The organism is Shewanella pneumatophori (assembly GCF_023283895.1).
GTDB classification, from domain to species: Bacteria; Pseudomonadota; Gammaproteobacteria; order Enterobacterales; family Shewanellaceae; genus Shewanella; species Shewanella pneumatophori.
In genome coordinates, this window is record NZ_JAKILB010000002.1 from 138,126 (window position 1) to 163,919 (window position 25,794).

Consider the following 25,794-nt stretch of genomic DNA (forward strand, 5'->3'; position numbering starts at 1 on the left):
CAGTATACATGAGTCATCTCTTATTATTAGACCTGAGTAGCAATGAAGCTGGTGGCAATAGTAACAATTTACGCATCAGTTGTTTGATCCCCCTTTTTATAAGCTAAATAGTAAGACTGTACGGATTGAAATATTTCGCCATTTAGCCCTCGTCATTATTGAGTCATTGATTGTCACTGGTCTTGAATTGCCTCCTGCCTTGATACCTAAGTAGTACTCTTGTGCTAAATGTAAGTTTTCTGTAAATGATAATGTAAGTCATTCTCATTGGGTGTAGTTTGTCTGCGAATTTAGGGGGAGCTGTTTAAGTTGGTTTATAGAGTGCTGAGATCGCCTGAAAGTATATGTACTACTTTATTTTCAACACTTTATTAATTGGCTTACAGCGCAGAATCAAAAATGAGAGACATCTATGAAGTCCATTTCAAAGCATGCCAAGCTGAACATGCTAGCGCTAGCTATTGCCAGTGTATTTAGCTCGAACGCGTTATCAGCAAGCGATCCAGAAGCTTTAGCGGCAGCGATTGCTAAACAGGAAGCAGAGCTTTCGGCCTTGAAAATCCAGTTACAACAGTTGGCAGAGCAGCAAAAGCAGCAAGCTTTATCTGATAGCCAAGCTGAACAGCTTGCTATTGCAGCAGAGCAGAAAGAAGCTGAATTACTTTCAAAAAGTCACTGGGATAAATTTTCATTTAAATCCTATGGCAGCGTGATTTATACCAGCGATGAGTATTACGACAATGTTCAGGATACTAGCCCTGAGCGACGTAATCGTTTCGATCTAGAGCGGATTGTTACTGAGTTTGGTTACCAGTTTAATGATCAGTGGGATATGGAGGTCGAAATCGAGTATGAGCATGGTGGCACAGGAACCTCGCTTGAATATGACGGTTTTGATGAGTTTGGCGAGTTTGAAGCTGAGGTTGAAGCTGGCGGTGAAGTGATGATCGAGAAAGCCGAGATCCGCTATCGTCCAAGCGCAGCTTTTGGCGTTAAGTTCGGTAATATCCATTTGCCAGTCGGCCTTAGCAGTACGCTACACAAACCCAGTCAATATCTTACGGTGCAACGCCATAAGAGTGAAGCAACCATGCTACCTGCAGTATGGAATGAAAACGGTATAGGGATCTTTGGTGAAGTCGCAGATTTTCATTATCAAGCGCAAGTGGTTAGTGGCTTAAATTCAGAATACTTCCGAACCTATGACTGGGTGGCATCTGGTCATCAAAAGCGTTTTGAGCATGTTAATGCTGACGACCTTGCTTACGTTGTTCGGCTTGATTATGGCAACTTTAAAACAGGCTCTGCGTTAGGAGCATCTTACTATTACGGTAATACCAGTGGGAATCGTCATAAGACCAACAAATTAAGCGCAGACGGCACAGTAGAAATTTTGTCTGTGGCTGGTGCATTTGTTGAAGGACCGTGGATCCTACGTGGGCAATACTTATATGGCACATTAAGTGACAGCGACGCCATTACTCAAGCGAATAAAACCACTCCAGGACTTAAGCCGGGCAACTTTGCGCAAGTTGGTTCTAAATCAGAAGCCTTTTTTGTTGAGGCTGGAGTCGACCTAGGCCAATTCACTGCTGTGCCTATTACGGTTTTTGCCAACATCGATTACTCCAATCCATTGAAAGAGGTAGAAACTGGTGTCGCAACTAAGCGCTATGAAAATACCTGGATTAGCGCCGGTGTTAACTATTTCCCTATCCCTGAGATTGTCATTAAAGCTGAAGCTGGTGTGCATCAAGTTGCCGTTTCGGCAATTCCTGACACCAACTTTTTTGCTTTAGGCGTTGGTTACCAATTTTCACTTTAAATAATAAGACATAAATAAATGGAGTTTTTATGAAACACTTTACTCATTCTGCGCTTGCTATTGCCCTAATTTCAGCCCTGTCAGCCTGTGGAGGTTCAGGTTCTGACGATACACCTACCGTTGAGCCTGATACTGGGTTTAGCTTTGCAGCCACTGAGATGATCACCAATCTGACCGATGAGGTGATTGTGGCTGGTTACTCTGATCTTGCTGCCAGTGGTGAAGCCATGCTTCAGGCCACTCAAACCTTAGTTAATACGCCAACACAAGCTAATTTGCTCGCCGCGCAACAAGCATGGAAGGCTGCTCGCCAGCCATGGGAGCAGGGAGAGTCGCATATCTTTGGTCCGGTAGACTCTTTAGGTATCGATCCGCATTTAGATAGCTGGCCACTAAACACCACTGATTTAACCACTGTGTTAGCGAACAACAGCGGATTTGATGCTGACACAATCAAGGGCTGGAATGATGATGTGCAAGGTTTTCACACTATGGAATACCTGCTGTTTGGCGACGGTGTTGCTGACAACAGTAAGGATATTTCAGAGTTAACAGCAAATGAACGTGATTATTTAATGGGGCTTGCTGAAGTGTTCCGTGATTATGCAAAAACACTCGATGACGCATGGTTAATTAGTTATGACGGCCAAAGTGGCAAAGCTTATGGCGAATTACTGAAAAACTCAGGCGCTGATGGCAATACATTTTATAGCTCTGAAGTAGGTGTAGTTGAAGAGCTGATTAACGGCATGATTGGTATTGTAGATGAAGTGGGTAACGGCAAAATTGCTGATCCATTTGGAGATTCACTCGATAAAGCCGATACCTCAAAAGTGGAATCACAATATTCGTGGAACTCATTGACTGACTTTAGCGATAACATTATTGGTGTGCGCAATGTCTATTTGGGTGAGTTTGCAGGGGGGGCAGACAAGCAAGGGATTATCGACTTTGTAAATGCTGCGAACCCAGAATTAGCGACCCGTGTAAAAGCTGAAATTGATGATGCGATTAGCAAGATTCAAGCGATAGCAGGCGATAATGATATGCCGTTCCGTCAAGCGATTAGCGATGCCGATGGCCGTGTGCGTATTCAAACTGCCGTTGACTCATTATCAACATTGCAAACCAGTTTAGAGTCTGACGTACTGCCACTGCTAAAAGAGTGGAAGATCTAGCAACTCAATAGATTGGAGGTCAAATTGACCTCCTTTTTCTCATTTAAAAACCTTGTATTTAACATGGTTTATCAACCTTTATAGACTTTTAACTCAATGTTTGAGAGCTAGGGATCTACAAATAAGTGTGGAACAGCATATGGCAATCGTACTTAAAACAGACATTAACGTAGTGCATTCAAAGAGTTGTTTTAAAATTAATTTCACTAAAAAATTAGTCGTTAACTTTAGCAAGAGTTTATTGGTTTTGGGCCTTGCAAGTTTGAGCGCTTGTGGTGGTAGTGGTAATGATGAAACGCCAATACCTGAACAGAAAGTTTATCCAGACTATACCGATATTACTGCCAGTGGTGGCGATACCACGACCTTTGATGCATCTGAATCAGGTCACGGTTTTTCAACTCCAGCACCAAATTTAACTGATACAGAATTAGCGCAGCATTTAGAGGGCGATTTAAGCTTTGAGACCGCCTTTACTACGGCGCCCAATAGCGCTCATCCTGAACTTGATGGATTAGGCCCAGTATTTAATAACGCAGACTGTAACTCTTGCCACCAAAGGGATGGGCGTAATTCCACGCCGATAATTCCAGCAGGTCAAAGCCGAGTAAAGCTTGGCTCTGACGCAGGCATCTTTTTGCGGATCAGCATGGCACCAACAGAGCCTTGTGTGACTGGCACTTTAAGCAACGACTACTGCGCACCTATCCCGGTTCCTGATTTTGGTGGACAACTATTTCATCGAGGCGTGCTACAAGCCCGCCCTGATTGGCAACAAAATCAGTTTATTGGCCAAGCAGATGTTTATTTATCCTATGAAACTAAAGTGATCACCTACGACGATGGCACCAGTGTTACCCTGAAAAAGCCGTTATTCGCAGTGGAAAACCCTTATGACGCCCCAGGCGAAACGATAGCCAGTGCGAACATCACCTCTAATTTGTTGCAAGATGATGTATTGATGGGATGGCGTAATGGTATGCCGGTATTTGGTTTAGGATTACTCGAGGCGATACCTGAAGCGGATATTCTTGCCAATGTTGATGAAAATGATACTGATAACGATGGCATATCAGGCCGCGCTAACTATGTGTTTGATGCGGTTAAAGCGCAAGCGGGTGAAGCAAAGCCCGTTTCCTTGGGGCGTTTTGGTTGGAAGGCCAATACTCCAAGCGTAAGAGTGCAGTCTCTAGGGGCGCTGCGAGGTGATATTGGTGTAACTAATCCGCTATTTCCGAATGAAAGCATTGCAGGTACGGCGCTGCATGATTCTTATCTGACTCGTACTGGATTTGTTGACACGGGCAGTGGTGTAGACGGTGAACCAGAGGCAAGTGCAGAATTTAGTGATTCAGTGGTATTTTACGCCGAAACGTTAGCAGTACCAGCAAGGCGTAACGTTGCTAATAGTAATGTAAGAGAGGGCGCTAGGTTATTTGAGCAGCTCAATTGCACTGGCTGCCATACACCAAGTTTTGTGACTAAAACTTCGGGTAATATTGGTGGCAGTCCAATGAGTCCGAGTCATATGGGGCAAACCATTTATCCGTTTACCGATATGCTATTGCACGATATGGGAGATGGACTCGCTGACGGTAGACCAGACTTTTTAGCTAGTGGTAACGAGTGGCGCACTCGACCGTTATGGGGCATAGGTTTAACCCAAACCGTTAATCCGCAAGCTGGATTTTTACATGATGGCCGCGCAGCAACATTGGAAGAAGCTATTTTGTGGCATGGTGGTGAAGCGGAGCAGAGTCTGCAAGATTTTATGGCTTTAACTGCTGAGGAACGTACGCAAGTTATTGATTTTTTGATGTCACTGTAATTGAAAAATGCATAACTGAGATTGATAAAAAAAGTAAAAACAGCGGGGCTACCTCTTTTGAGGAGTCCCGCTGTTAATTTTGTGAGGTAGATAAAGCAAATTTGAATTATTACACCTAACCTCGTGATCTGTTTCATGTAATCTTTTAACTAAATAACCTATGATTTATTTACTAAATTCATTCGCTTTAAAATTAACACTTCATGGAGATGTCTGGTGAGCAAAATTGTTATTGTTTATTCAAGTGTACATGGCCAGACGCGCAAGATTAGCGCTTATCTAGAAGATAAGTTAACGGCTGCGGGTAACAGTGTCACCGCTGTAGGTATTGCTGATAAAGTGGATTTGGCTGAGTTTGATAAAGTGATTATTGGTGCCAGCATTCGTCATGGTAAACATAATCCAGCTGTTTATGATTTTATCGAAGCTAATCAGGCATTATTAGAGCAAAAGCCAAGTAGCTTTTTTTCGGTTAGCTTAGTGGCACGTAAGCCCTTAAAAAATACCGCAGATACCAACCCATATATGCGAGCTTTCTTTGAAAAGTCGGCTTGGGTTCCTAAGCTTGCTGAAGTATTTGGTGGTAGTCTAAATTATCCAAGTTATGGCGCAATGGACAGAAATATCATTCGCTTTATCATGTGGATCACCAAAGGTCCTACTGCCGCCGATACCAATGTTGAGTATACGGACTGGCAGAAAGTTGATGCTTACGCTGATAATATTAATCACTTAACGGCTTAAATTGTAAAAGGCAGAGTATATGGCGCAGTCTATGTTTAAACGCTTGGCGAGAAAATATATTGATTTGCAACATGTTTTAATCATCCTAACCTCTGCTTATCTTATTTTTACCAGTAGCTGGGTGCTTATTGGCCGTAGTCTTAGGGTTAATGCCAGTATTTGGGATACCAGCCATGTATATCTCGGCCAGGTTGGCGCATTTTTATCTATCACATTTCTTATCTCTAACAGCCTTAAAGGTAAGTGGCGTCAGTACTTTCCTTGGCTGGTAGCAGATTTCTCGCAGTTAAAAGCAGACCTTGTAGGGTTAACTAAAGGTAAAGTGCCAATTGCAGGTGGTAGAGGTTTATTCAGTATTACCGAAGGCATTGGCATGCTGCTGTTTGTTGCCGTTGGCATGACAGGTCTGCTCTGGTTTGCAACCCAAGGCACAAGTGCTGCATTAATGTGGCGCGGTTATCATATCGATGCAGCACACGGCTTTATTGGATTTATTATGCTACATGCTGTCTTTGCCTGTTTGCACTTACTGGACTTTATCCGCAACTAAGCGCTGTTTACGCAAAACAATTCTTTTAAATTGGCTGTAATGTCTTTAACTTAATAGATAAGGGATTAGAGTTAAGGAGTTGCTTTGCGGCCAACCATAGTTCATTTAATTGATGATACTAAGCTCGGCGGCGTTAATTTAGCGCTAGAGAGTCTTGCTGCCTCCGCATTGCAACAATCGTTTAGTTTTAAGCTTCTATACCGTCAATTCAATTCTTGTTCCTTTCAGCGTTACCAAGCCGATGTTATTGTGCTGCATGCGGCTGCTAGTTGGCGCAAACTGCCTGCATTTCTAGCGTTGAAACTTGCCAATATCGGCACGCCAATACTTTATCAAGAGCACCATTACAGTAGAGAATTTGTTCGTCATTGCGTGCAGTCTTCAACTCGTTTCGAGTTTATGTTGCAACTGACTTATAAGTTAATGCACAAGGTGTTGCTGGTGTCTCAATCTCAGCAGGAGTGGTTAACTGAGCTTGATGTGATTGCTGCTGATAAAATGGTGTTGGTAGGTCAAGGTAAAGAGTTAAGTGCTTTTATTGCATTACCGAGTAAAGTTGATGCAGAGAGCTTATCTAAATCTATAGCTAAAGAGATAACACCAGAGCCGGTGGAAGTGTCAACTCAAGCGCCGGCTCTAGCAACAGCCCAATCGCATAAACCCCCTATAAAACTGTTGGCATATGGCCGTTTAAGTAAGCAAAAAGGCTTTGATTTATTGATTAAAGCTATGGCTAAGCTACCTGCTGAGCAAGTGCAGCTTTCTATTGCGGGGGATGGTGAGCAGCGTGAGGAGCTTGTTCAACTTGCCAAGGGGCTTAGCCATGTTGAGCTTGTGGGGGAGGTGCAAGATGTACCGCGGTTTTTGGCTCAGGGAGATCTAGTTGTTATTCCATCGAGGTGGGAACCATTTGGGTTAACTTGTATTGAAGCTGTGGCGGCTGGCAAGCCGGTAATTGTGGCTAACCTTGATGGCTTAGCTGATCAGGCTGAAGCTTTGCGGTGTCATTCACTATCGCCATCTCTAACTTTTACTCCATCTTTGTCATGTCAACTTAAAGAGCTACAAGTCGTTAAATTACTGGACGAGTTATCAGTTACAGGTATTGAACAGGCTATTTTGCAAGTTATTAATGGTGAGCCGTTACAAGTATCTTCTGAGCAGAGAGTATATTGCGAAAGAGTATGGGAATCGGTATTAGATAGCTGGAAGCAACTACTGCAACAGGTGGTTGCAACGCATAAATAAATCACTAGTGAAGCCTATAAGTTTAGAGATTAAGTTGAGAGGCAGGGTCGCTTCTAGCTTAACTGTTGAGTTATTTAAGGTGGGAAATTTCCATTAAAAAAGGCGCTGATTAGCGCCTTTTCTTTAACTATTTTCAAGCCGGAAGCTTGCTAGCAAACTGACAAGTAAAGATTACTTATGCTCTAGGGCTAGGTAGTTCATTAGGTCAATCAATTCACCTAAAGTGCGGATTGAACCCATGTTGATTTGGTATTTATCGTTAACGATGAAAGAAGGTACGCTTTGTACTTTAAATTCACGTTGCTGTGTACGCCATAGTGCTAGCTTAGCATCAGTCTCTTTGCTGTCAGCAACTTTGTCGTATTGAGCTGAATCAACACCAAACTTAGCAAATACTGCTTTGATGTCGTCACGGCTCTTAATTGGTTCTTCATGCTTGTGGCCCGGTGCGCTATGGTCATGCTTTTCGCCATTTTCACCTTGGATCACTTTAAACATAGCGTCAGTTACTGGCTTTTGGTTCTTCATTGATTGAATAACCGCAAGAGAGCGCATAACTTCAGTGTTAATTTCAGTGTTAGCAAAATCTACGTGCTTGCTGTCAAAAGTAACCTTTTTGTTGAGGTTGGCTTTGATGTCTGCCATGTACATCTTTTCCATATTGAAGCAGTTGCCGCAATAGAAAGAGTAAAATTCAGTTAGCTTAGGTTCAGTGCTTGGTGCTTTATTTGACACGACTGTGAAGTGCTTACCTTCAACAAATTGTGCGGCAAAGCTGCTCAATGGAGCAACGGCTAATGTTAACGCTAAAGCAATATGTTTAATCAAACTTTTGTCCTCTAAGTGACGTCTAATAAGTAGTCAAGCGATAACGAATAATACAAATATTATTCATCCGTTACAGCAAATTACATTGTTGTTAAGAATAAAACCAATTGCTTAATTATGACTGAATTCGGCCGCTAATACATGCGCCAGAGTGTGACCTATCACGTGATTTTAAGCGGAAACAGCAGTTTTCATTTTAAATTTTGCCAAACTTCACAATCTGACTTTAAAAATGCAGTAATCGGGAACTTTTTAACGTCTAGGATATTAAGCAGTCCAACTTTGGCCAACATACAAAAATGCGACCGCCAGTAACAACGGTCGCAATACTTGGTAGGAAGGCCTAGTATTTCAAATTATTATTTCGCCATCACGAAATCATCTAAAAGAATGACGTCGAATGCTCCACTGGTTGTGCTATCAACCGCTGCTACACCATAAACTCCACCGTTTTCAACTGTGATCGGTAGTGGACCAATGGCAACAGTTTTGGTGCCTGTAACAGTGACGCTGACAACATAATCGCCCGCAGCAACACTCAAGCTACCTGATGATGCTTTAAACGGAACGTCAGTTAGCGCTGGAGTAGCCGATGAAATATCGTCTGTAGCAGTTAAGTAAACATCGACATTTGGCGCTGAATATGCGGCGTGTGAAACAGTCAGCTTAGCTTCAGTTGCTACCATGCGCGGCGCTTCAGTAATAATCCATGGCTCAATCATGTTGTCTGTTAAAGAACCCGTTGCCAGAATCGAATAGCTAGCACCTAAAGCGAGTTCAAATGGTGCTTTATCGATAACTACAACGCTGTTATCTGCACTAGCTGCAACGGTTGCAGTGTGCTCACCCTCAGGGATATTGACGTAACCTGCAATACCTTTGAACATTAGGTTAGTGACTGCTGCAGTGCTACTGCCATCTAAAAATACATCCACAGCCGGAGCGTCAGCAACAGCATGGACAACGCGAATGTCGCTGCCGCTTGATACATCATTTAGCAACACTTGCCCTTCTGGTAAAGCAACCAATAGTGCTACAGGCGACATTCCTGACCAGGTATTAGGGATTGCTGTGATAAAGTAATCGACCTCAGCATCGAGCGTTACCGGGCCTGAATCATAAACGGCTTCTTTAAGCCCTGCTGCGGTAATTCTAATTTGATACTCAGCAGCGGCTACTTCAAGTTGCGTGCTAGCATCCATATAGTTTGCTGACAATGTTGGCTGGATAGCACTGAGGTCTGCATTAGGTTCGGTGACATAGACATCGACTAAACCAACAGCTGGAGAGGCATGCAGAACTTGAACGCGAGCATAATTAGCGGCAATGGCTTGCTCTGGGTTAGCAATAAGCTTGAGCATTAAACTGTCGTCGGCAACATTGCCAAGTGCTACGGCTGTGTACTCTGTGTCAGCTTCGGTTTCAAGATCTGCACTAAGTACAGTTGTGGTGCTGCCATCTGCAAGCTGTGCGTCGACAGCAATAGCGTAGCTGCCACTTGGCACAGTCGCTAAGCCACTAGAAACGGCGTAATCCACATCATCGATAAAGCTATTACCGTTGGCCACAATATTGACTAGTGGCGCGTCGCTACCTGCATGAATTACCCTTATTTGAGACTCGCTAACTTCAATGGGGTTAGACGGGGTAACATTGTCATCATCGTCATTACAAGCTGTAAGGCCTAATACTGAAACAGATGCGATAAATATATATCGTGAAAATGGGACTGAAAATTTCATTTTCGTATTCCTTGCTGATTGGGTTCGTCAAGCATTACGCAGTGGGAAATTTTTCAGATCAAAAAATAAACATTTAATTAACTTTTGGCTAAAGTGATACCTAAAACGCCAGTAAGATTTGATAGCGCTGCAGGTGTTGTGCTGATATGGGGGAATATTGCTTGCTGCTAGCCGAGCTATTAGCCGTCTAAATATTGGCTTATTGGCTGAGCTAGCAAATACCAGTTTAAAGTGTAGCAATAGGCGGTTGTTGCTTTGACTTATGCTGTAAGAGCAACTTTCGTTCAAGAATACTTGAAGCGATAAACATGGTTAAGTAACCAAAACCAAAGGCTAAAATCACAGCGACTACGTTGTCGGTAAACAATCTTAAAATGTAGAACATTACAATTAATGTTCCCACTCCAAGCAAGCGAATCGCTAAACTCTGTAAAAATTGCCCATGAGCTTTGATGTAGGCGATTTGAAAGGCATTAAGCATCATAAAAATAAAGAATATAGCAAAGTGGAGTAAAATTGGTGCAGCGTTGGCATAGGTTTCAGGAAAAACAAAGCCGACGAATTCATCACTGAATAACAGTAATGCCAAGAAAAATACTAGACTAACTACAAAGCTTAATTTGAAAAACCAGCGACGAATTAAGGCCACTTGCAGGTGCTCAGCATTACGTATACATTGCGCTAGTTCCGGTAAAATATAGCGATAAACTGGGAACACAAATAGCATAGTAAAGTAGGCAAGCATAGGGCGCACAACCACTTGGAAATCGCCAAGCTCATCAATAGTAAAGTAGCCAATGGTCAGTAGCACAGTAATGTAAACCATTAAAATACTAGCGCCCATTTCAAGCGACGACATCACACTTTTTTTGACAAAGCTGCGCATATCAGGGTCTAGTTGCACTGGTGCTAATGGCGTTGTCGCTATCTGTTTTCTGCGCTGAATAAACATAAACGCTGCAACGGCAAAGTTAGATAAAATTAAGCTGTAAAACAAAGAGGCAACCGCTGTTTGTCCAAATCCATAATAGCAAGTTAAAAACAGTAGTACTTGCAGTAATGGCTCCAACCAAGTGGTTTTATTGGCGATATCATAAAGGCGGTACATACCAATTTGATTGGTAAAATATACCTTGAAGCCCATCCCCAAAATCACACCCACTAACTGAATATATTCCACATCAATATTGAGTTGATGTTTAATGTAGGGCAGTACTAATCCCCAAGTAAATAGCACCATAGTGATCAGTGAATAACGGAAAATATTGGTAATGTCGGCATCATTTTTAGTTTGTGAAAAGCTCACCACCATAGATGCTCTAAACCCACTAAGCAGAATCAGCGACATAGAAATAATGTCGACAACAGTGTGATACAAGGCGAGATCGCTTTTGGCAACCCACTGCGCCAGCCAGATCTTAAATGCTAAGCCGAGTGAAACGCTGGCGAGAGTTGCCCAAATAGCATTAATAAAAGCGTGCTTAACTCGCGCAAAAGATGTTTCAGTCATGGTGTTGCATTACTCAATAAACTGGCGATGGGGTGCTAAATATTAATCATTCAAACTAACAGTGCTAGTCCAGTTGTTAAAAGGTGTGAACTGGCAAGAGTTATCAGCGACTCTAATTTTAATCGCTGGATAGCTATAGCGTAATGAAGAGTGTAATTTACACAATTACACTCTTATTTTTAGCGTGAACGGAACCAGCCTGTAATAGAAAAACGTTGCGATGGGCAAAATGGAGTTAGATAAGTCACAGCGTGCACATGCTTTACGTCAAACAGTGTCATTGAGTTAAATTCCGGTGTCCAAGCATCTCTGGGAGTACCGTCATCTTGGTAAAACTGTAGCAGTCCTCCCCAATCTGGATGCCATTTAGGGGTAAAACCCAGCACAAAGGCTAGAATTCGACCTTCTCGTTCAACCACATCCCGATGTCTGGTTAGAAAGTTTCCTGGTGTATATCGCGTACCTTGAGCACTGGCTAATTTAATATCTGGTCTATCTGAAATATATCTAATATTTTCTAGCAAGCTATCGGAGTTTAAGTAGCTTTTAACAGTATTGAGTAATCTAGGGCTAGAGGGGGTAACCATGTGACGACCATACCAAAAGCCAACTCCTTTTGATGCATCTTGATATAGATTTTGAAATAGTGATTTCTGGGCGTTACTGGTCATATCCCTAAGTTCTTTATCTGAAGAAACTAGGGGGCGGCCATTCTGGGTGTAGGCATGAGAGAATTCTGTTTCGGATGTAAGGCATTGATTAATTTTGTTTGCGTCTTCAGGAAGCCAAATATCACTTATTTTTATTCGATCATCTTTTTTATATTGGTTTTTTAGTGAATCCCAATCGAGATTAGGTGAAAATGATATTGTCAAAATTGGCCTCCAACATATAAATAAACTCATATTTATACAAAATGTTAGACATTAAAAAATTCCGCAGACCAAGCTGCGGATGTCGTTATTTAATATATCAGATGTTGCGAAATTGTTAACCAAATTGTTTTGGAAGTAGTTTATTAAACCTGCCTCAATCGAATACGCGTGGGCAGGCTGAGTAATCATTAAAAGCCTCATCCCAACGCCTAACATCATTGGCGCGGCGCCAGCGTCCGTGCCAAAACTCCATCATGCAACTACCATCATCAATTTCGACTAAAAAGGTGTCTTGCTCTTTTACTTTGTCGTAAGGCGGGTAATGCTGACTTTTGCCCCAAGTCACTCCACCGCGGCTATTGGCCCACATTTGCCAGAAAGCATCGAGAGTTAGCCATTGTTGGGTTTGTGCTTGCCAAGCCATAGATTGCCCTGACTGCATCACAACCTGACCGTTATATTCACCATCAGTTTGTGCTACTGATGGTTTTATAGGGCTAAACACCAATAAGACCAAGATTGCGCTAAGTAATGTTAAAAATCGTGTCGTGGATTGCTTGAAGTTCCGAGTCATGGTTTAAATCCTTTTATTGCGATATAAATTGCTAAAGGTTAAGTGCAGTGCTTGTTGCTAACGCTGGGTGTCATTCGCTGCGTGTCATTAAGCATAGACCTAAAAATGAGTCGTTTACGTTCAGAAGCTGTAGGATTAATTTCTAGCAACTAAGGGATTAGTTATCGCACATCTATTACTTATTTCTGGCTAATCTGATGATTTTTTTATTGGTTCTTGAGGTAGTGAAAGCTGATTTTTATTAAACGAAAATATAACGAGAGAGTGATTAAATAACTGTAATTTGCAGCCAATACTTACCCATTACCGCAGTTGAGCGGTTAACAGTCTTATTTTTTAGAATGTTAATTGTACAATTTTGCGTTATTTATTCTAATTAGTGGTTGTTATGCTGTGGTTATTGCAATCAATAGGGCATAAACAATGAAACTACTTACTCAACATCAAGCGCATAAAGCAATGGATGGTGATGGCGTGAATATTCGCCGTGTCGCCGATTTCAGCAAGCTAGGGCTCGATCCCTTTTTGATGATTGATGAAATCAAATCAGATGATAAGTCCGATTTTATCGGTGGCTTTCCGCCGCATCCCCACCGTGGTATTGAAACCTTTACTTATATTTTAAAGGGAGGCTTTGAACATAAAGATCAACTTGGCAATGTAAATTCGATTCACGCTGGTGACGTGCAATGGATGAGCACCGGAAGCGGAGTGGTCCATTCTGAGATGCCACTTGCCGACAGTAATGATGGGCTGCATGGTTTTCAAATTTGGTTGAATATGCCTGCAAAAGACAAAATGCGCCCAGCGCGTTATCAAGACTCTGGCGAGCTAGTTTTGCCTGAATTTACTGAAGCGGGTGTGCACTTTAAAGTGTTGGCCGGTAGTTGGCACTTTGGCGAGCAAACCTTGATATCGCCTTTATCTGAGCTGGCTGGTAGTGCAAAAATCGCTGATATTACATTTAAAGCCAATGCTGAAGTTGCTTTAAACCTCGGTGCTGATAACAATGATAATCAGTTTGTTGGCGTATATGTTTACCGCGGCGCATTGCAACAATCATCGTTAACTAGTCGTGAGCCAAACCAGCAACATGTTGAGTTTCCAGCCGGGCAATTACTGGTAGTAGATAGCCAAACACCGCTGCAGTTGCAAGCGGGTGGTGATGGTGCAGGGTTGTTACTATTAACAGGCCAAGCGATTAATGAAACTGTGGTGCATATGGGACCGTTTGTGATGAATACTCAAGCTGAGATCCGTCAGGCAGTCGAAGATTATCAAATGGGGCGCTTTGGCCAAATTAACGAGTGATAATTTGCAGCACTTACATATAAATGCGAGCGAGTATGCTCGCATTTTTATTGGCTAAGCCTTACTATCCAAATGATAAAAGGTATATAAATTTTAAGTGTTATATCACTGAACTTAAATAGTGATTAAGCTTATTGGAGAGGGTTAATGGCGCTGTGCTTAAATATGTTTTTATTGCCGAATGAGCACATTCGATTTTTAAAAGCGAACCCACAAATGCTGGATGCTTATTTGCAAGGGCTGCAGCCTGATGTTACTCAGCTACATCAAACTTTATTCAGTAAAGTGATTAGCTTATTTAAAGGTGGTATTGAGCAAACGATTCCTAAAGAGTGGCCATTAGCCAATATAGCTATGATTGGCCCAGAGGTTAATCATCGCAATGTCGATTTACACCATTATATTGTTAATAATACTGAGGCGCGGGTAAAGGGCGCTGGCAGTGTGTTTCAAACTTGGCTAGATATCAGTCATCACGACGCAATTAAAATGGATGCAGCCAATGGGTCATTTGCGTTTAAAAGCCATGTTTTACCTGAGTTACAGCAATTACTCTCAGAGTTAAATGAGCAGACTGTGCGAGATAGATTCGATGCATGGCTGTTTATCCATAATCCAGATTACCAGCCACAAGCAATAGAATATCAGCAGCTATGGCAAGGTTATCAGCGCTTTAAACTTGGCATTTCTCAAGCGGTTGAACAGGATTTGGGATTAATGTGGGTAACGCAGTAAAGTGAATCGATTGAACAGTAGGGTTACAGCATGAGTTTATTTAAGTTCGGTCTAAGCGCAGATAAATCCGCGATGATTAAGCGCGAGTTAGGTAAAAATGCCGCGGCATACTTTGCAGCTATGCAAGTTGCTGAACAAGCCTTTTTCGCTGAAATAACCAATGAGCAGAACCAACACTCTTTAGCTTGGTTGCAATTGCGGAGCCGCTTAATCACGCGTATCGATGATAGTGATCTCGCTCGCCTTGATGATTTTGATATAACACGCATCCAAAGCGTTACTCCGTCGCTCAATGGTCAGTTACGCCAGGTAGAGGTGGTAAATTTATCGACATTAGGTACAGCAATTGAAGATATTAGCAGCCAGGCTTGGATAGGTTTTGATACGGAAACCGCCGCCACGTTCGAAAAGGGGCGACGTAATAGCAATCCGATTTCATTAATCCAAATTGCCACAGTGACTCATTGTTACCTGTTTAGAATGCAAGCTGAACATATAGAGGTATTCAAAGCGGCATTAAAGCCAATTTTGAGTGATGATAAACAATTGAAAGTTGGTATAGGTTTGCGCAGTGATATTAACGCTATGAAGCGTGATTATGGGATCAGTATTAGCCATATACTGGATTTAAATTGGCTAATGAACCAACTTGGCGCACCTAAGCAATTAGGTACCCAGCAGATGGCTGCGACAGTTATAGGCTTAAAGCTACCGAAAAGTAAAAAGGTGACGCTATCGAATTGGGCTAAACCCTTATCTGAGCCATTAACCGAATTACAACTGCAATACGCAGCTGCCGATACATTGGTGGCGTTAGATATTTTGCATGGGCTGATTGAGCAAATCGCACCTTTTAAAAGTTTATGGCCAAAATCATTATCTCAGCGCTTAGCTGAGCTCGGCTGTTAAGCTTATTTGCCAACTCTCATCATTCATTTTAGCTTGCTAACTGGGTTTGATTTTTAAAGTTGCTTAGCACTAAATACTGCAGCAGATAACAGCTGCCAAAATAACAATAAGTCGTATGACTACAAGGAACCAATCAATGCGATATACAGGCCAATTAGTACGATGGAACGATGCTAAAGGTTTTGGATTTATTCACCTAAAAACAGACTCTAAGACTGACGCTAAGACACAAGCTGATACCGAAGTGTTTATTCATGTATCAGCATTGCAAAATAAGCAACGCCGACCGCTGATAGGTGATGTTATCGAGTTTAATATTTGCTCTGATAATAGTGGTCGTCCAAGGGCTGAGTTTGCGCAGATAGATCAACACGCTGCTCTGCAAGCATCTTCTCAAGCGCTACCTGCCGATAGTGCGTTAGCAACGTCAGCAAATACTGAGCACAGCAAAGCCGTTAAAGGTGTGCTTATTCGCATTATTTTGATGTTAGTTGCACTGGCTATTGCCAGTTTTGCGACTAATAGTGTTATGGCTGCTAGCCTTACAATACAACAAGCCTATGAGCAGCAACAAAGTAATCAGCAAGTTCAGGCATCTGGGGTTGTGACTCGAATTTTACCCGATGACAATGAAGGCAGTCGTCATCAAAAGTTCATTGTTAAGCTGGCTCATGGCCAAACCATTCTAATCGCTCACAATATTGATTTAGCGCCAAGGATCCCTGCTTTAAATATTGGCGATACGGTAACATTTTTTGGTGAATACGAGTGGAATAAGCGCGGTGGTGTTGTGCACTGGACCCATCATGACCCCGCAGGCAGACACATTGGCGGCTGGTTAAAACATAATGGTAAAACTTACCAATAGTTGCTCTTACCGCTTACAAAACCACCTACTTCAATAGGTGGTTTTGTTTATTGCTCATCTAAACATATCAAACGTTAAAGCGAGCGTTGCATTAAGCTAACCTCAAGTGTTACTCGGATATTTCCCTTGACTATTTATTGCTGCGATCTTGTAGCGAGTGACTATGCCGTGACAGCCGCAATTGCTTGAGCAACAGCTCCCCAAACTGATATAAGCTTAAGCCACCTAGTACAAAACCAGCGCCAATTATTAGCGATTGGCTAATAGCCTCATTATTAAGTAGAGCGCCTAATATCATTGCAAATACAGGGGTAATTAGGGTGACTAAGGCTACCGTGCTGGCATTTAGATGCTGCAAAATATAAAAGTAAGCAATAAAACCAAGTAAAGAGCCAAATACGCCCAGATAAACGATGGCTACAATTGATCGATCTTGCCAGCTAGTAATAGAAAAGCTGCCATCGAATGTCAGCCAAATCAATGCAAACAATGGCGTTGAAACAATCAAGGCTCCAACTGTGCTAGCTAAAGGGTGAATATTAATTTTTACGGTTTTTATTAATACGCCACTCAGACTAAATAGCACGACAGCAATAAGCACTAGTACTAGTCCTATCCAGCTACCTCCATCTATTGATAATTTTGATGAACACACTATAGCTAGGCCGATAAACGCCAATACAAATGCCGATATACGCATCATGCTAAATTTGGCTTCATTGAGCAGTCGTTGGGCGATTAACCCTGAAAGTAGCGGAGATAAGCCAAAAATAAGCGACATCACCCCCGAAGGTAAATATCGAGCGGCAAAATAGCTCAATGACATACCACCAACAATACCAATGGCGGAAAATGAGTAAAGTTTAAAAGCAGTAGCTGTGCAAGGGAGCCTGATGCGGGCGAGCAATAAAATACCGATCCCAAGTACCAGAGCAATCAGCATGCGCAATAACACCGCCAAAGTTGGATGCACGGTTTCACTGCTCCAAACAATACCTAATGGCGTTGTAGACCAAACTAACACAACGGTTAAGAACGCTATTGGAACTAATTTAGGTAACGCAGCGGTAGACATATTATCCTCCTTGCAATGCTCACGATCGTCCATGAGCGGCTCCATTCGTATACAGATAAATGCTGTCTGAATGATGGCTATAGTTAAACCGAAAGCAAGCAAGGCGGGGGATGAACCATACCGCATTGCTTACTTTGCGGTATGGATTCGAGAACTAACTAAACGACTCTTATCTCTCCGCTAATAAACATAGCCAAAGCACACAGCGATTAAGTCGCAGTGTTAGGCAATGTTTTAACGAATTAGAGAGCTGTAAAAGTGTCATGTATCGCTTAAATATATAGGAAGTTATCGAAGGCTTAATAGTCTAATTGTTGCCCACTATAGTCAATAAGCAATGACTAAATAAACGCTAGCTGAAAGCGCTTTTAATATGAGTATTATTCAAGGTCAAATCGATTGGAAAGTTGTCGAGAACTAAAAGTGCCAAGAGGGAGGTAAAGCAAGCTGCAAGTTAATGAATCTTGATTACAAGCTGAAGATAGTCAAAAGGGGCAATGCCCTTAAGCGTTTGCCCCTTTTGTTTGCGGTTATATGACCCTTTACCTTTTTTAGGTTTTTCAGTACGCGTTCTAAATAGCGAACTGGTTACTATCGCTTTCAAAGCGTTGTCTTTTATGCTGCCTCGGCCACTTTCATGTTCAAGTGGTTGCAGCAGTTTTTGATGCTTAGCCATTAATAGCTCCTTGAAGTTATTCACAATAGAAAAATAACCCCGACCAAGTAATCTTAATACTTTGTCGAGGTTACATTATACGCTGTTTTTTGCAGCTAACTAATAGTGTTGCTAGTTAGCTGCAGTTTATCTTCAGTGTCGTCGCTTAGTTAAGTCAAACTCGATTTGGCTTAGAAGATAATGGTGTATAGGTAGCCTGCAGCAATCGCCATACCTAAAATCACAGCAAGGAACGCAGCAATCATTTGGTTTTTAAAGATAGATTTCAGCAAAATAACTTCAGTTAAACTTGCACCAGCACTACCAATAATCAATGCCATCACCGAACCTAACGCCATACCTTTAGCCACTAAAGCTGAACTTAATGGGATCACCGCTTCTGCACGAATATAAAGTGGGATACCAATAACTGCTGCAATTGGAATCGCATACCAAGTACCTTCGCCTGCATATTTAGCGATTAAATCAGTTGGAATAAAGCCGTAGATAAACGATCCAAGCAAAATACCAATCATTAAGTAAGGCAGTACTTGTTTAAAATCCTTCCAAGTTGAGCGCCATACTCGCATCCAACGGCTGTCTTCTTTTACTACTGCAGTTGAACCACAAGAGCTTGTTGTGCCGCAGCTAGTGACAGCTTCTGCTGGCGTTGAGCAGCAACTTGTATTTGTTACAGGAGCCACTTCTTTTGGCGCTGTAGTGCAGCAGCTAGTTTCAGCTTTGACCGCTACTTTTGGTTTATCGCCACAGCTAGTACCACAACTTGAACTATCTGCTGCTTCATAAGCTTCAGGTTTAACGTAACGCTCAAACCCTAGTTTTTCTAGTGCATAACCGGCAGTCACAGATACCACCATAGCTACAGCAAAATAGAACAACGCAACTTTAAAGCCAAAGGTCACAATAAATAGACCTATGATAATTGGATTTAATAATGGGCTTGAGAATAAAAACACCATCATAGGGCCAAAACCTGCTTTTGCACGCAACAAGCCTTTTAAGAAAGGAATTGTTGAGCATGAACAAAACGGTGTTATAGATCCCAGTAGTGCAGCAATGACATAGCCTTTGCCTTTTTTCGAGCTCAAAATGGATTGTATTTTCTCAGGTGGAATATATTCCTGCAGCAATCCAACAATATAGCTAATCGCGATGAATAGTAGGGTTAGTTCGGCAGCAAGGAATAAAAACATTCCGGCAGTGTCTTTTGCCATTGCCATGATTTCAGGACTCATAATCTTTACCTCAATACTCTTGTTTGTTATTTCTAGAATCGTCGAAATAACGAAGTTGGGCAAATAATAGACCTATCAAAAAAATAGTCAATAAATAATTTCGATAAATACCGAAATAAATTTAATTAAGGGTGTAAACATAAGCTATTTTTGATTGGCCTTGTTGTCGTAAATAATATTATCTATGATAAAAATACAATGTATTTGAGGCAGTTATCATGCTTGATGCGATATGCTTATTCGATGAATTGAACCCTAAGACTTACTCAGTTTTTAAATTTCAAAAGCTCAGTGAAATTGATATCGAGCGCTTTCGTCAAGCGCTAGTCTGTCCTGCATGTCAGGGTAAGGCTTATTACCGTAAAGCTTCTAAAGATGGAAAAGCTGCCTGTTTTGGTTCTCGCTATCACCAAGCTGACTGCATTGAATTTAAACCATCAGCAGCTAAAGCGCGTGAAGGGTTACATGCAATTGAAGTTAATCAGCTTATTGTTGATAGCGATGCAATGATGATTGATTTTAGCCGAGCTTCACGCCTAAAGCCTCGCAATAAACAAGCACTCGTCAACAGTAAACCTGAGGTCAAAAACAAGCCCGAACCAGTAATTGCTCCCAAAGCAGATGCTAAAACCGAGCTTGAAACCGCAATATCTGCAGCTGGAATGATACCGAACAAGGGGGCCATAGAAATTGACGTTGATTCACAACCGCTGACGAGCGAAAAGCGTGTTGCTAATACTGGGCTCGAGAAAATTTTAAGTAGCTTGATGCGTGGCAGTGAGTTGGCCACATCGGATTTGTGGGTGTATACAGACAGTAAGTATCGCTGGCGAGCTAAAAATCTATTCGTCAATTTTGCTGATGCAGAGCCAACAGAAAAAGGTGCTCCTAGAATGTATTGGGGAACAATCTCTCACACAGATAAAGACGCCCTTTGGCTTAATCCGGCTGACAGTAAAGATGTAGGCATTCCAATTGATGGTTTTGCTGAGCAATTAAAGCGGCGTTTTGGGTTAACTGAGCGACGAGATTTTGAAGGAGCAGGTATTATTTTGCTCGGTAAGTGTTTTTGGAATAAAGCCAAAAACCGCAAAATTATTCAATTGTGGAATAAAGACCTAAATCGTATGTTTATTTCTAAAGTGGAAGACAACGAATAGGTTAGTTTTGCTGTTGATTGATAACCATACAAATAGACGGTGATTTTGGTGAACTTTACTCAGAATGGCCTATAATTTTTGATCAAATAAAATTAAATTTATTTAAATATTTTCAGTGTTTTGGCTGTTTCGTTTGCTTAGGTCTTATAAAAATTCAACCTTAAGGGATATTTATTATTGACTCAGGGGCAAATGGGGATTATTTTCTGCGCGATGTTTTTACTAGGGCGCTAAAAATAGCCCGTAAAATTCAAGGTATCGGCAGGTATCTCAACGGTAGAGCAGCAATTAAACTTCGCAAATAATTGCGCGAGTTTGGTGATTAATTGCCATTTTGGCACTTTATTTATAAGGACGTTAACGCATGTCTGAACCGACAGCATTAAGTCTTATTCCACCAGTGGTGGTTTTGGTGTTAGCAATTTTGCTACGCCGCCCAATCCTCTCTTTGATTATCGGTGCGTTAGTTGGTTTGGCCATGTATGAGCCTGAAAACTTACTGACCAATTTTGCTGATACCTCTTTATCTGTGATGACCGATGAAACTATCGGTTGGTTGATTTTAGTATGTGGTGGTTTTGGTGCGTTAATCGCACTCCTCGTACGTACTGGTGGTTCAATGGCATTTGGTCGCTATGCGCTAAAGTTTGCCAACGGCCAAAAGTCATCACTATTTATGACCTTTATCTTGGGCGCAATCATCTTTATTGATGACTACTTAAACGCGTTAACCGTTGGCTCAACCATGAAGCGAGTAACTGATAAATTCAAAGTTTCTCGTGAGATGCTTGCTTATGTGGTCGACTCAACTGCTGCACCTGTGTGTGTATTAGTGCCTTTATCTACTTGGGCGGTATTCTTTGGTGGTTTATTGGTAGATAACGGCATTGCGGGACAAGGCCAAGGCATTGCTGTTTATATGCAAGCGATCCCTTATATGCTTTATGCATGGCTTGCCGTTGCTATGGTATTGCTGGTTATTTTTGGCATAGTGCCGGCATTCGGACCAATGAAAAAAGCGCAAATTGCTGCGGCTGAAGGTAAGCCAGCAATTAAGCAAATGGATTTAGATGAAGTACAAACTTCAGATGAATACGCACTTAAAGCAATTGAAGATGAGTTCAAGCAAGCTGATAACGGCGGTAAGTTACATAACTTCTTTGTGCCAATTTTATTGTTAGTCGGCTTTACTGTGTACTTCGATATTGATGTGCTAAAAGGTTTGATTGCAACGTTAGCAATTACATTGCCGTACTATGGTTTGCAAAAACTGATGCCACTATCAGAAATGATGGATCAGATGATTGACGGCTTTAAGAGCATGTTGCCTGCTATTGGTACTGTTATCGCTGCGTTTATTTTTAAAGATGTGTGCGACAAATTAATGCTACCTCAATATGTGATTGAGAGCTTGAGTCCGTTTATGACGCCGCAATTGCTACCAGCAGTTGTGTTCTTAAGCATGTCTATTTTGGCATTCGCAACGGGTTCGAGTTGGGGTATTTTTGCGGTTTCTATTCCGATTGTGATGCCGTTGGCGCAATCTGTTGATGCCAATATCCCATTAGTTATTGGCGCGTTATTGTCGGCATCATCATTTGGTAGTCAGGCCTGTTTCTACTCCGACTCCACAGTGTTAGCTGCTCAGGGCTCAGGGTGTAACTTAGTTAGCCACGCCGTCACTCAGTTGCCTTATGCACTGATTGCAGCGGGTATGACATTTGTTGGTTTCTTAGTTTTGGCTTAATGCTGTATTTAAAATATCTTATGGCTTTAAAAGACCGCACTAATATCAGTGCGGTCTTTTTTTTGACGTAACTAAAGTTTACTTAAAGCTTTGCTTATGTTGACGTTGAATTACGAATGCTAACCTAAGCATTATTCAAAACATAACCATCTAGTTTGCCTTGAGAGATATGTTTTAAATTTGTTGTAAATTAATACTAAATGTTGACGCTGTAGTAATAAAGTTGTAATTTCATTGCTGTATTTGGCTGGTAAAGCTGGATAAAAATAGAAACTCAATCAAAAGAAATTGAGTTCTAAATCAACAAAGGGAATGATAATTATGACGTGCATAAGTAGTTTATCTAGAGCTGTTAGAGTTGCTTTGTTAGCAACTACCGGTGCAGCATTAATGACAAGTACAGGGGTTTACGCTGAAGAGCAAGAAAACGAAGGCTTTGAAAGAATCGAAGTAACAGGTTCTAAAATTAAGCGTATTGGTGAGTTATCACCTACACCTGTAACAGTAATTACAGGCGCGCAAATGATGGATATGGGTATCACTAACGTAGCTGATATTCTTAACAAGCTTCCATCGTCAACTGTTGGTATTTCACCAGAAACATCAAATAATACGATTTTTGCAAGTGGTTTGAACAAAACTGACTTACGTGGTTTAGGTTCTGATCGAACTCTAGTACTAGTAAATGGTCGTCGCTTTGTTGCCGGTTCAAATGGTGACTCTGCGGTCGATTTGAATACGATTCCAACTGCAATGGTTGCTCGTATGGAAGTCATTACTGGTGGTGCATCAGCAGTATACGGGTCTGATGCTATTGCGGGTGTAATTAACATTATTACTCGTACAGATGTGCAAGGTGTTGAACTTGACGCATCTTATACGCAGCCTGAGCAAAGTGGTGGTGAAGAAAGCCAGTTCTCTATTACAGCAGGCGGTAACTTTTTAGATGATAAGTTATCAACAGTATTTAACTTTACTTATGCTGAGCAAAAAGAATTACGTCCAACAGACCGAGACTTTCTAGATAATCCTGTAGGCAGTATCTACAACCCTGATACTTCTGAAGGTGCACCAACACGTATTCCTTATGAAGGTCGCAAGCCTCTATCTTGGATTAATGAAGCGGGTACTTTCTTTGGTGGGGACGGTAAACAATATACCTTCGGCCCCGATGGTGCCATGAGAGAGTTTGATTATGGTGAAGGTCTAATCGAAGGTCCTGGTAACAATGGTAACTACTGTGGTCCAAGCTGTGAAGGTTACGACCCAGTAGATTATGGCTTTATTCGTACGCCGCTAGAGCGTATGGTATTTACTTTAAATACTGATTATGAGCTGAACGATGATCATAAGATTTTCACTGAAATTACTTATGTAGATTATCAGTCAAACGGTGAAAGCACGCCTGTATTCCACACTTATAACCCTATCATGGCTGATAATGCTTTCCTTCCTGAGGAAACTAAGCAATTAATGGCTGATACAGGAATGGGCGCGCTAAACCTTTACCGTATTGATAGAGAGTTTGGTAACCGTACCTATAACCAAGATCGTGAAACTATGCGTTTCCTTGTTGGTATTGAAGGTGTTATCAATGATGATTGGGATTACTCTTTCCACGCTCAACGCGGTCAGTTAGAAGAAACAAGTCTTTGGAAAGGTGAGATTTGGGCAGATCGTTATGATCAAGCTAAAGATGCAATCTTCGATGATGCTGGAAACATTGTATGTCGTGATGCTGATGCACGTGCAGCAGGTTGTGTACCATTAAATCTTCTTGGTGAAAACCAGGCGAGTCAAGAAGCGATTAACTGGGTTAGCACAAGTGCTGGCCAAACAGCTAAGACTACACAAACTAGTGCAGGCTTAGTTGTTAGTGGTGCACTATTTGACTTACCTGCAGGTTATGTAAGTGCTGCATTCAGTGCTGATTACCGTAAAGAAGAGTCTGAAACAAATCCAGATCAAGAGCTAATTGATGGCACTATTTTTGGTAATACTGCTAACCCTATGCGCGGTGAGTATGATGTAACTGAGTTTGCAGCTGAATTTAGTATCCCGCTACTATCTGACATGTTCCTAGCACACGACCTAGGTCTTGATTTAGCGTATCGCTGGATGGATTACAGCACTGCTGGTCAAGATGATGCTTGGAAAGTTGGCTTGAACTGGGCACCAATTGAAGATCTACGTGTACGTGCGACTAAATCAAAATCAGTACGTGCACCTAATATTGGCGAGCTATTTAGTCCTAAAGGGCAAACTTTTGCTAGCTTTACCGATGTATGTGACAAAATTAACGTAGAGCTAGGTCCCGATGGAAATCGTAAGAAAAACTGTCAAGCTGCAGGTTTACCTGAAGGTTGGAACCCTAGCGATTCTTGGTACTTAAGTAACCACCCTGGATACAACGCAGGTAACCCAGATCTTAAAGCTGAAACCTCAAACGATTACACCATTGGTGCGGTTTACACTCCTAGCTACCTAGATGGTTTCTCGCTTACAGTTGATTACTGGGCATTTGAAATTTCAGATGCAATTAACTACATCACAGTTGGTACTGCTGTTAAATATTGTTATGACTCAGAGTCACTAGACAATATCTATTGTGACCTATTTACTCGTGATGCAACTTCAGGTGATATCGTTGACTTTGTTCAAAGCCCTGTGAACTCAGCATCATTTGACGTTAAAGGTTTAGATATCGAGAGTCAGTACAACATTCCAACTGATAGCTTTGGTGATTTCCGTGTTCATGTAATCGCAACGTACTTAGAGCAGTGGGAGTTTAACCCAACTGGATTTGAAAGTGATTTACAAGTTGAAGTTGGTCAATATGAAGATCCACGTTGGAAAGCGATGTTTAGCTTAGGCTGGCAGTATGACGCGCTAAATCTAGAAGCACGCGCTAACTACCGTCATTCAGCTGTTGCTGATAATGAGTGGAAGCCTGAGAACAACAACTATAACGATATTCCATCGCACACAGTTTGGGACTTCACAGGATCATATGACTTCACTGATGACTTTACATTACGCTTTGGTATCAAGAACGCATTTGACCTAGAGCCGCCACGTAACCCATATGTATATGATGGTGACGGTTACTACGATACAACAGGTCGTGCATTCTTCTTAGGTGCAAACTACAGACTTTAATTTGAGTTAGCGATAAC

Annotated in this window: 21 protein-coding genes; 13 read left to right on the forward strand and 8 right to left on the reverse strand. The window is 41.7% G+C overall.

All coding sequences use genetic code 11. The annotated features are described in order from the left end of the window. The first annotated feature begins 412 nt into the window (after nt 1–412). The 6 genes from L2740_RS03635 (at nt 413) to L2740_RS03660 (ending at nt 7,373) form a co-directional block, all read left to right on the forward strand. The gene (locus L2740_RS03635; protein WP_248948744.1) at nt 413–1,825 is read left to right on the forward strand and encodes a porin family protein; all 1,413 of its coding nucleotides are present in this window, start codon (nt 413–415) and stop codon (nt 1,823–1,825) included. 29 nt (nt 1,826–1,854) lie between these two features. Then, nucleotides 1,855–3,003, forward strand: a complete 1,149-nt coding sequence (locus L2740_RS03640; RefSeq protein WP_248948746.1) for an imelysin family protein — start codon at nt 1,855–1,857, stop codon at nt 3,001–3,003. A gap of 139 nt (nt 3,004–3,142) precedes the next feature. After that, entirely contained in the window at nt 3,143–4,831 is a 1,689-nt protein-coding gene (locus L2740_RS03645; RefSeq protein ID WP_248948748.1) for a di-heme oxidoredictase family protein, read from the forward strand. A 216-nt stretch (nt 4,832–5,047) separates the two neighbouring features. Further along, nucleotides 5,048–5,575, forward strand: a complete 528-nt coding sequence (gene hemG / locus L2740_RS03650) for a menaquinone-dependent protoporphyrinogen IX dehydrogenase (protein WP_248948749.1) — start codon at nt 5,048–5,050, stop codon at nt 5,573–5,575. 19 nt (nt 5,576–5,594) lie between these two features. Further along, nucleotides 5,595–6,125, forward strand: a complete 531-nt coding sequence (locus L2740_RS03655) for a cytochrome b/b6 domain-containing protein (RefSeq protein ID WP_248948751.1) — start codon at nt 5,595–5,597, stop codon at nt 6,123–6,125. Between the two features lie 84 nt (nt 6,126–6,209). Further along, the gene (locus L2740_RS03660; protein WP_248948753.1) at nt 6,210–7,373 is read left to right on the forward strand and encodes a glycosyltransferase; all 1,164 of its coding nucleotides are present in this window, start codon (nt 6,210–6,212) and stop codon (nt 7,371–7,373) included. A 171-nt stretch (nt 7,374–7,544) separates the two neighbouring features. Here L2740_RS03660 and L2740_RS03665 read toward each other — a convergent pair whose 3' ends face one another. From L2740_RS03665 to L2740_RS03685, 5 genes are all read right to left on the reverse strand, one after another. Next, on the reverse strand, nt 7,545–8,201 hold the full coding sequence (locus L2740_RS03665; protein WP_248948755.1) for a thiol:disulfide interchange protein DsbA/DsbL: 657 nt from the start codon (nt 8,199–8,201) through the stop codon (nt 7,545–7,547). 359 nt (nt 8,202–8,560) lie between these two features. Continuing rightward, nucleotides 8,561–9,943, reverse strand: a complete 1,383-nt coding sequence (locus L2740_RS03670) for a DUF4397 domain-containing protein (protein WP_248948757.1) — start codon at nt 9,941–9,943, stop codon at nt 8,561–8,563. Nucleotides 9,944–10,169: 226 nt separating this feature from the next. After that, entirely contained in the window at nt 10,170–11,453 is a 1,284-nt protein-coding gene (locus tag L2740_RS03675; protein ID WP_248948759.1) for an MATE family efflux transporter, read from the reverse strand. Between the two features lie 179 nt (nt 11,454–11,632). Then, a complete protein-coding gene (locus tag L2740_RS03680) occupies nt 11,633–12,328 on the reverse strand; it encodes a 2OG-Fe(II) oxygenase family protein (RefSeq protein WP_248948760.1) in 696 nt (231 codons plus the stop codon). A 154-nt stretch (nt 12,329–12,482) separates the two neighbouring features. Further along, nucleotides 12,483–12,902 carry a hypothetical protein gene (locus L2740_RS03685; protein WP_248948762.1) on the reverse strand — a complete coding sequence of 140 codons (420 nt, stop codon included), beginning with the start codon at nt 12,900–12,902 and terminating at the stop codon, nt 12,483–12,485. Between the two features lie 423 nt (nt 12,903–13,325). On the opposite strand from L2740_RS03685, the gene L2740_RS03690 reads away from it, so the two are divergent. From L2740_RS03690 to L2740_RS21495, 4 genes are all read left to right on the forward strand, one after another. Beyond that, nucleotides 13,326–14,213 carry a pirin family protein gene (locus tag L2740_RS03690; RefSeq protein WP_248948764.1) on the forward strand — a complete coding sequence of 296 codons (888 nt, stop codon included), beginning with the start codon at nt 13,326–13,328 and terminating at the stop codon, nt 14,211–14,213. A gap of 147 nt (nt 14,214–14,360) precedes the next feature. Then, on the forward strand, nt 14,361–14,948 hold the full coding sequence (locus L2740_RS03695) for a hypothetical protein (protein WP_248948766.1): 588 nt from the start codon (nt 14,361–14,363) through the stop codon (nt 14,946–14,948). A gap of 30 nt (nt 14,949–14,978) precedes the next feature. Beyond that, complete coding sequence (locus L2740_RS03700; RefSeq protein ID WP_248948767.1) at nt 14,979–15,857, forward strand: 3'-5' exonuclease; 879 nt, start codon at nt 14,979–14,981, stop codon at nt 15,855–15,857. A gap of 136 nt (nt 15,858–15,993) precedes the next feature. Continuing rightward, on the forward strand, nt 15,994–16,725 hold the full coding sequence (locus L2740_RS21495; protein ID WP_338056224.1) for a DUF3465 domain-containing protein: 732 nt from the start codon (nt 15,994–15,996) through the stop codon (nt 16,723–16,725). A gap of 130 nt (nt 16,726–16,855) precedes the next feature. Here L2740_RS21495 and L2740_RS03715 read toward each other — a convergent pair whose 3' ends face one another. The 3 genes from L2740_RS03715 to L2740_RS03725 all read right to left on the reverse strand — a co-directional run bounded on the left by L2740_RS03715 (nt 16,856) and on the right by L2740_RS03725 (nt 19,711). Continuing rightward, on the reverse strand, nt 16,856–17,800 hold the full coding sequence (locus L2740_RS03715; RefSeq protein ID WP_248948769.1) for a DMT family transporter: 945 nt from the start codon (nt 17,798–17,800) through the stop codon (nt 16,856–16,858). A gap of 454 nt (nt 17,801–18,254) precedes the next feature. After that, entirely contained in the window at nt 18,255–18,476 is a 222-nt protein-coding gene (locus L2740_RS03720) for a ribosome alternative rescue factor ArfA (RefSeq protein ID WP_248948770.1), read from the reverse strand. A 170-nt stretch (nt 18,477–18,646) separates the two neighbouring features. Then, on the reverse strand, nt 18,647–19,711 hold the full coding sequence (locus L2740_RS03725; RefSeq protein ID WP_248948772.1) for a permease: 1,065 nt from the start codon (nt 19,709–19,711) through the stop codon (nt 18,647–18,649). Between the two features lie 218 nt (nt 19,712–19,929). On the opposite strand from L2740_RS03725, the gene L2740_RS03730 reads away from it, so the two are divergent. From L2740_RS03730 to L2740_RS03740, 3 genes are all read left to right on the forward strand, one after another. Continuing rightward, nucleotides 19,930–20,871 (forward strand): hypothetical protein, encoded by a 942-nt coding sequence (locus L2740_RS03730; RefSeq protein ID WP_248948773.1) that lies wholly within the window; start codon nt 19,930–19,932, stop codon nt 20,869–20,871. 364 nt (nt 20,872–21,235) lie between these two features. Further along, nucleotides 21,236–22,618, forward strand: a complete 1,383-nt coding sequence (locus L2740_RS03735; protein ID WP_248948775.1) for a Na+/H+ antiporter NhaC family protein — start codon at nt 21,236–21,238, stop codon at nt 22,616–22,618. A 321-nt stretch (nt 22,619–22,939) separates the two neighbouring features. Further along, entirely contained in the window at nt 22,940–25,777 is a 2,838-nt protein-coding gene (locus tag L2740_RS03740; protein WP_248948777.1) for a TonB-dependent receptor domain-containing protein, read from the forward strand. Nucleotides 25,778–25,794 lie beyond the last annotated feature (17 nt).

What these genes read in the sequence shown, in the direction of transcription:
- L2740_RS03635 (WP_248948744.1), top strand. Translation starts at nt 413, where the DNA reads ATGAAGTCCATTTCAAAGCATGCCAAGCTGAACATGCTAGCGCTAGCT.
- L2740_RS03640 (WP_248948746.1), top strand. Translation starts at nt 1,855, where the DNA reads ATGAAACACTTTACTCATTCTGCGCTTGCTATTGCCCTAATTTCAGCC.
- L2740_RS03645 (WP_248948748.1), top strand. Translation starts at nt 3,143, where the DNA reads ATGGCAATCGTACTTAAAACAGACATTAACGTAGTGCATTCAAAGAGT.
- L2740_RS03655 (WP_248948751.1), top strand. Translation starts at nt 5,595, where the DNA reads ATGGCGCAGTCTATGTTTAAACGCTTGGCGAGAAAATATATTGATTTG.
- L2740_RS03670 (WP_248948757.1), bottom strand. Translation starts at nt 9,943, where the DNA reads ATGAAATTTTCAGTCCCATTTTCACGATATATATTTATCGCATCTGTT.
- L2740_RS03675 (WP_248948759.1), bottom strand. Translation starts at nt 11,453, where the DNA reads ATGACTGAAACATCTTTTGCGCGAGTTAAGCACGCTTTTATTAATGCT.
- L2740_RS03685 (WP_248948762.1), bottom strand. Translation starts at nt 12,902, where the DNA reads ATGACTCGGAACTTCAAGCAATCCACGACACGATTTTTAACATTACTT.
- L2740_RS03690 (WP_248948764.1), top strand. Translation starts at nt 13,326, where the DNA reads ATGAAACTACTTACTCAACATCAAGCGCATAAAGCAATGGATGGTGAT.
- L2740_RS03695 (WP_248948766.1), top strand. Translation starts at nt 14,361, where the DNA reads ATGGCGCTGTGCTTAAATATGTTTTTATTGCCGAATGAGCACATTCGA.
- L2740_RS03700 (WP_248948767.1), top strand. Translation starts at nt 14,979, where the DNA reads ATGAGTTTATTTAAGTTCGGTCTAAGCGCAGATAAATCCGCGATGATT.
- L2740_RS21495 (WP_338056224.1), top strand. Translation starts at nt 15,994, where the DNA reads ATGCGATATACAGGCCAATTAGTACGATGGAACGATGCTAAAGGTTTT.
- L2740_RS03715 (WP_248948769.1), bottom strand. Translation starts at nt 17,800, where the DNA reads ATGTCTACCGCTGCGTTACCTAAATTAGTTCCAATAGCGTTCTTAACC.
- L2740_RS03720 (WP_248948770.1), bottom strand. Translation starts at nt 18,476, where the DNA reads ATGGCTAAGCATCAAAAACTGCTGCAACCACTTGAACATGAAAGTGGC.
- L2740_RS03725 (WP_248948772.1), bottom strand. Translation starts at nt 19,711, where the DNA reads ATGAGTCCTGAAATCATGGCAATGGCAAAAGACACTGCCGGAATGTTT.
- L2740_RS03730 (WP_248948773.1), top strand. Translation starts at nt 19,930, where the DNA reads ATGCTTGATGCGATATGCTTATTCGATGAATTGAACCCTAAGACTTAC.
- L2740_RS03735 (WP_248948775.1), top strand. Translation starts at nt 21,236, where the DNA reads ATGTCTGAACCGACAGCATTAAGTCTTATTCCACCAGTGGTGGTTTTG.
- L2740_RS03740 (WP_248948777.1), top strand. Translation starts at nt 22,940, where the DNA reads ATGACGTGCATAAGTAGTTTATCTAGAGCTGTTAGAGTTGCTTTGTTA.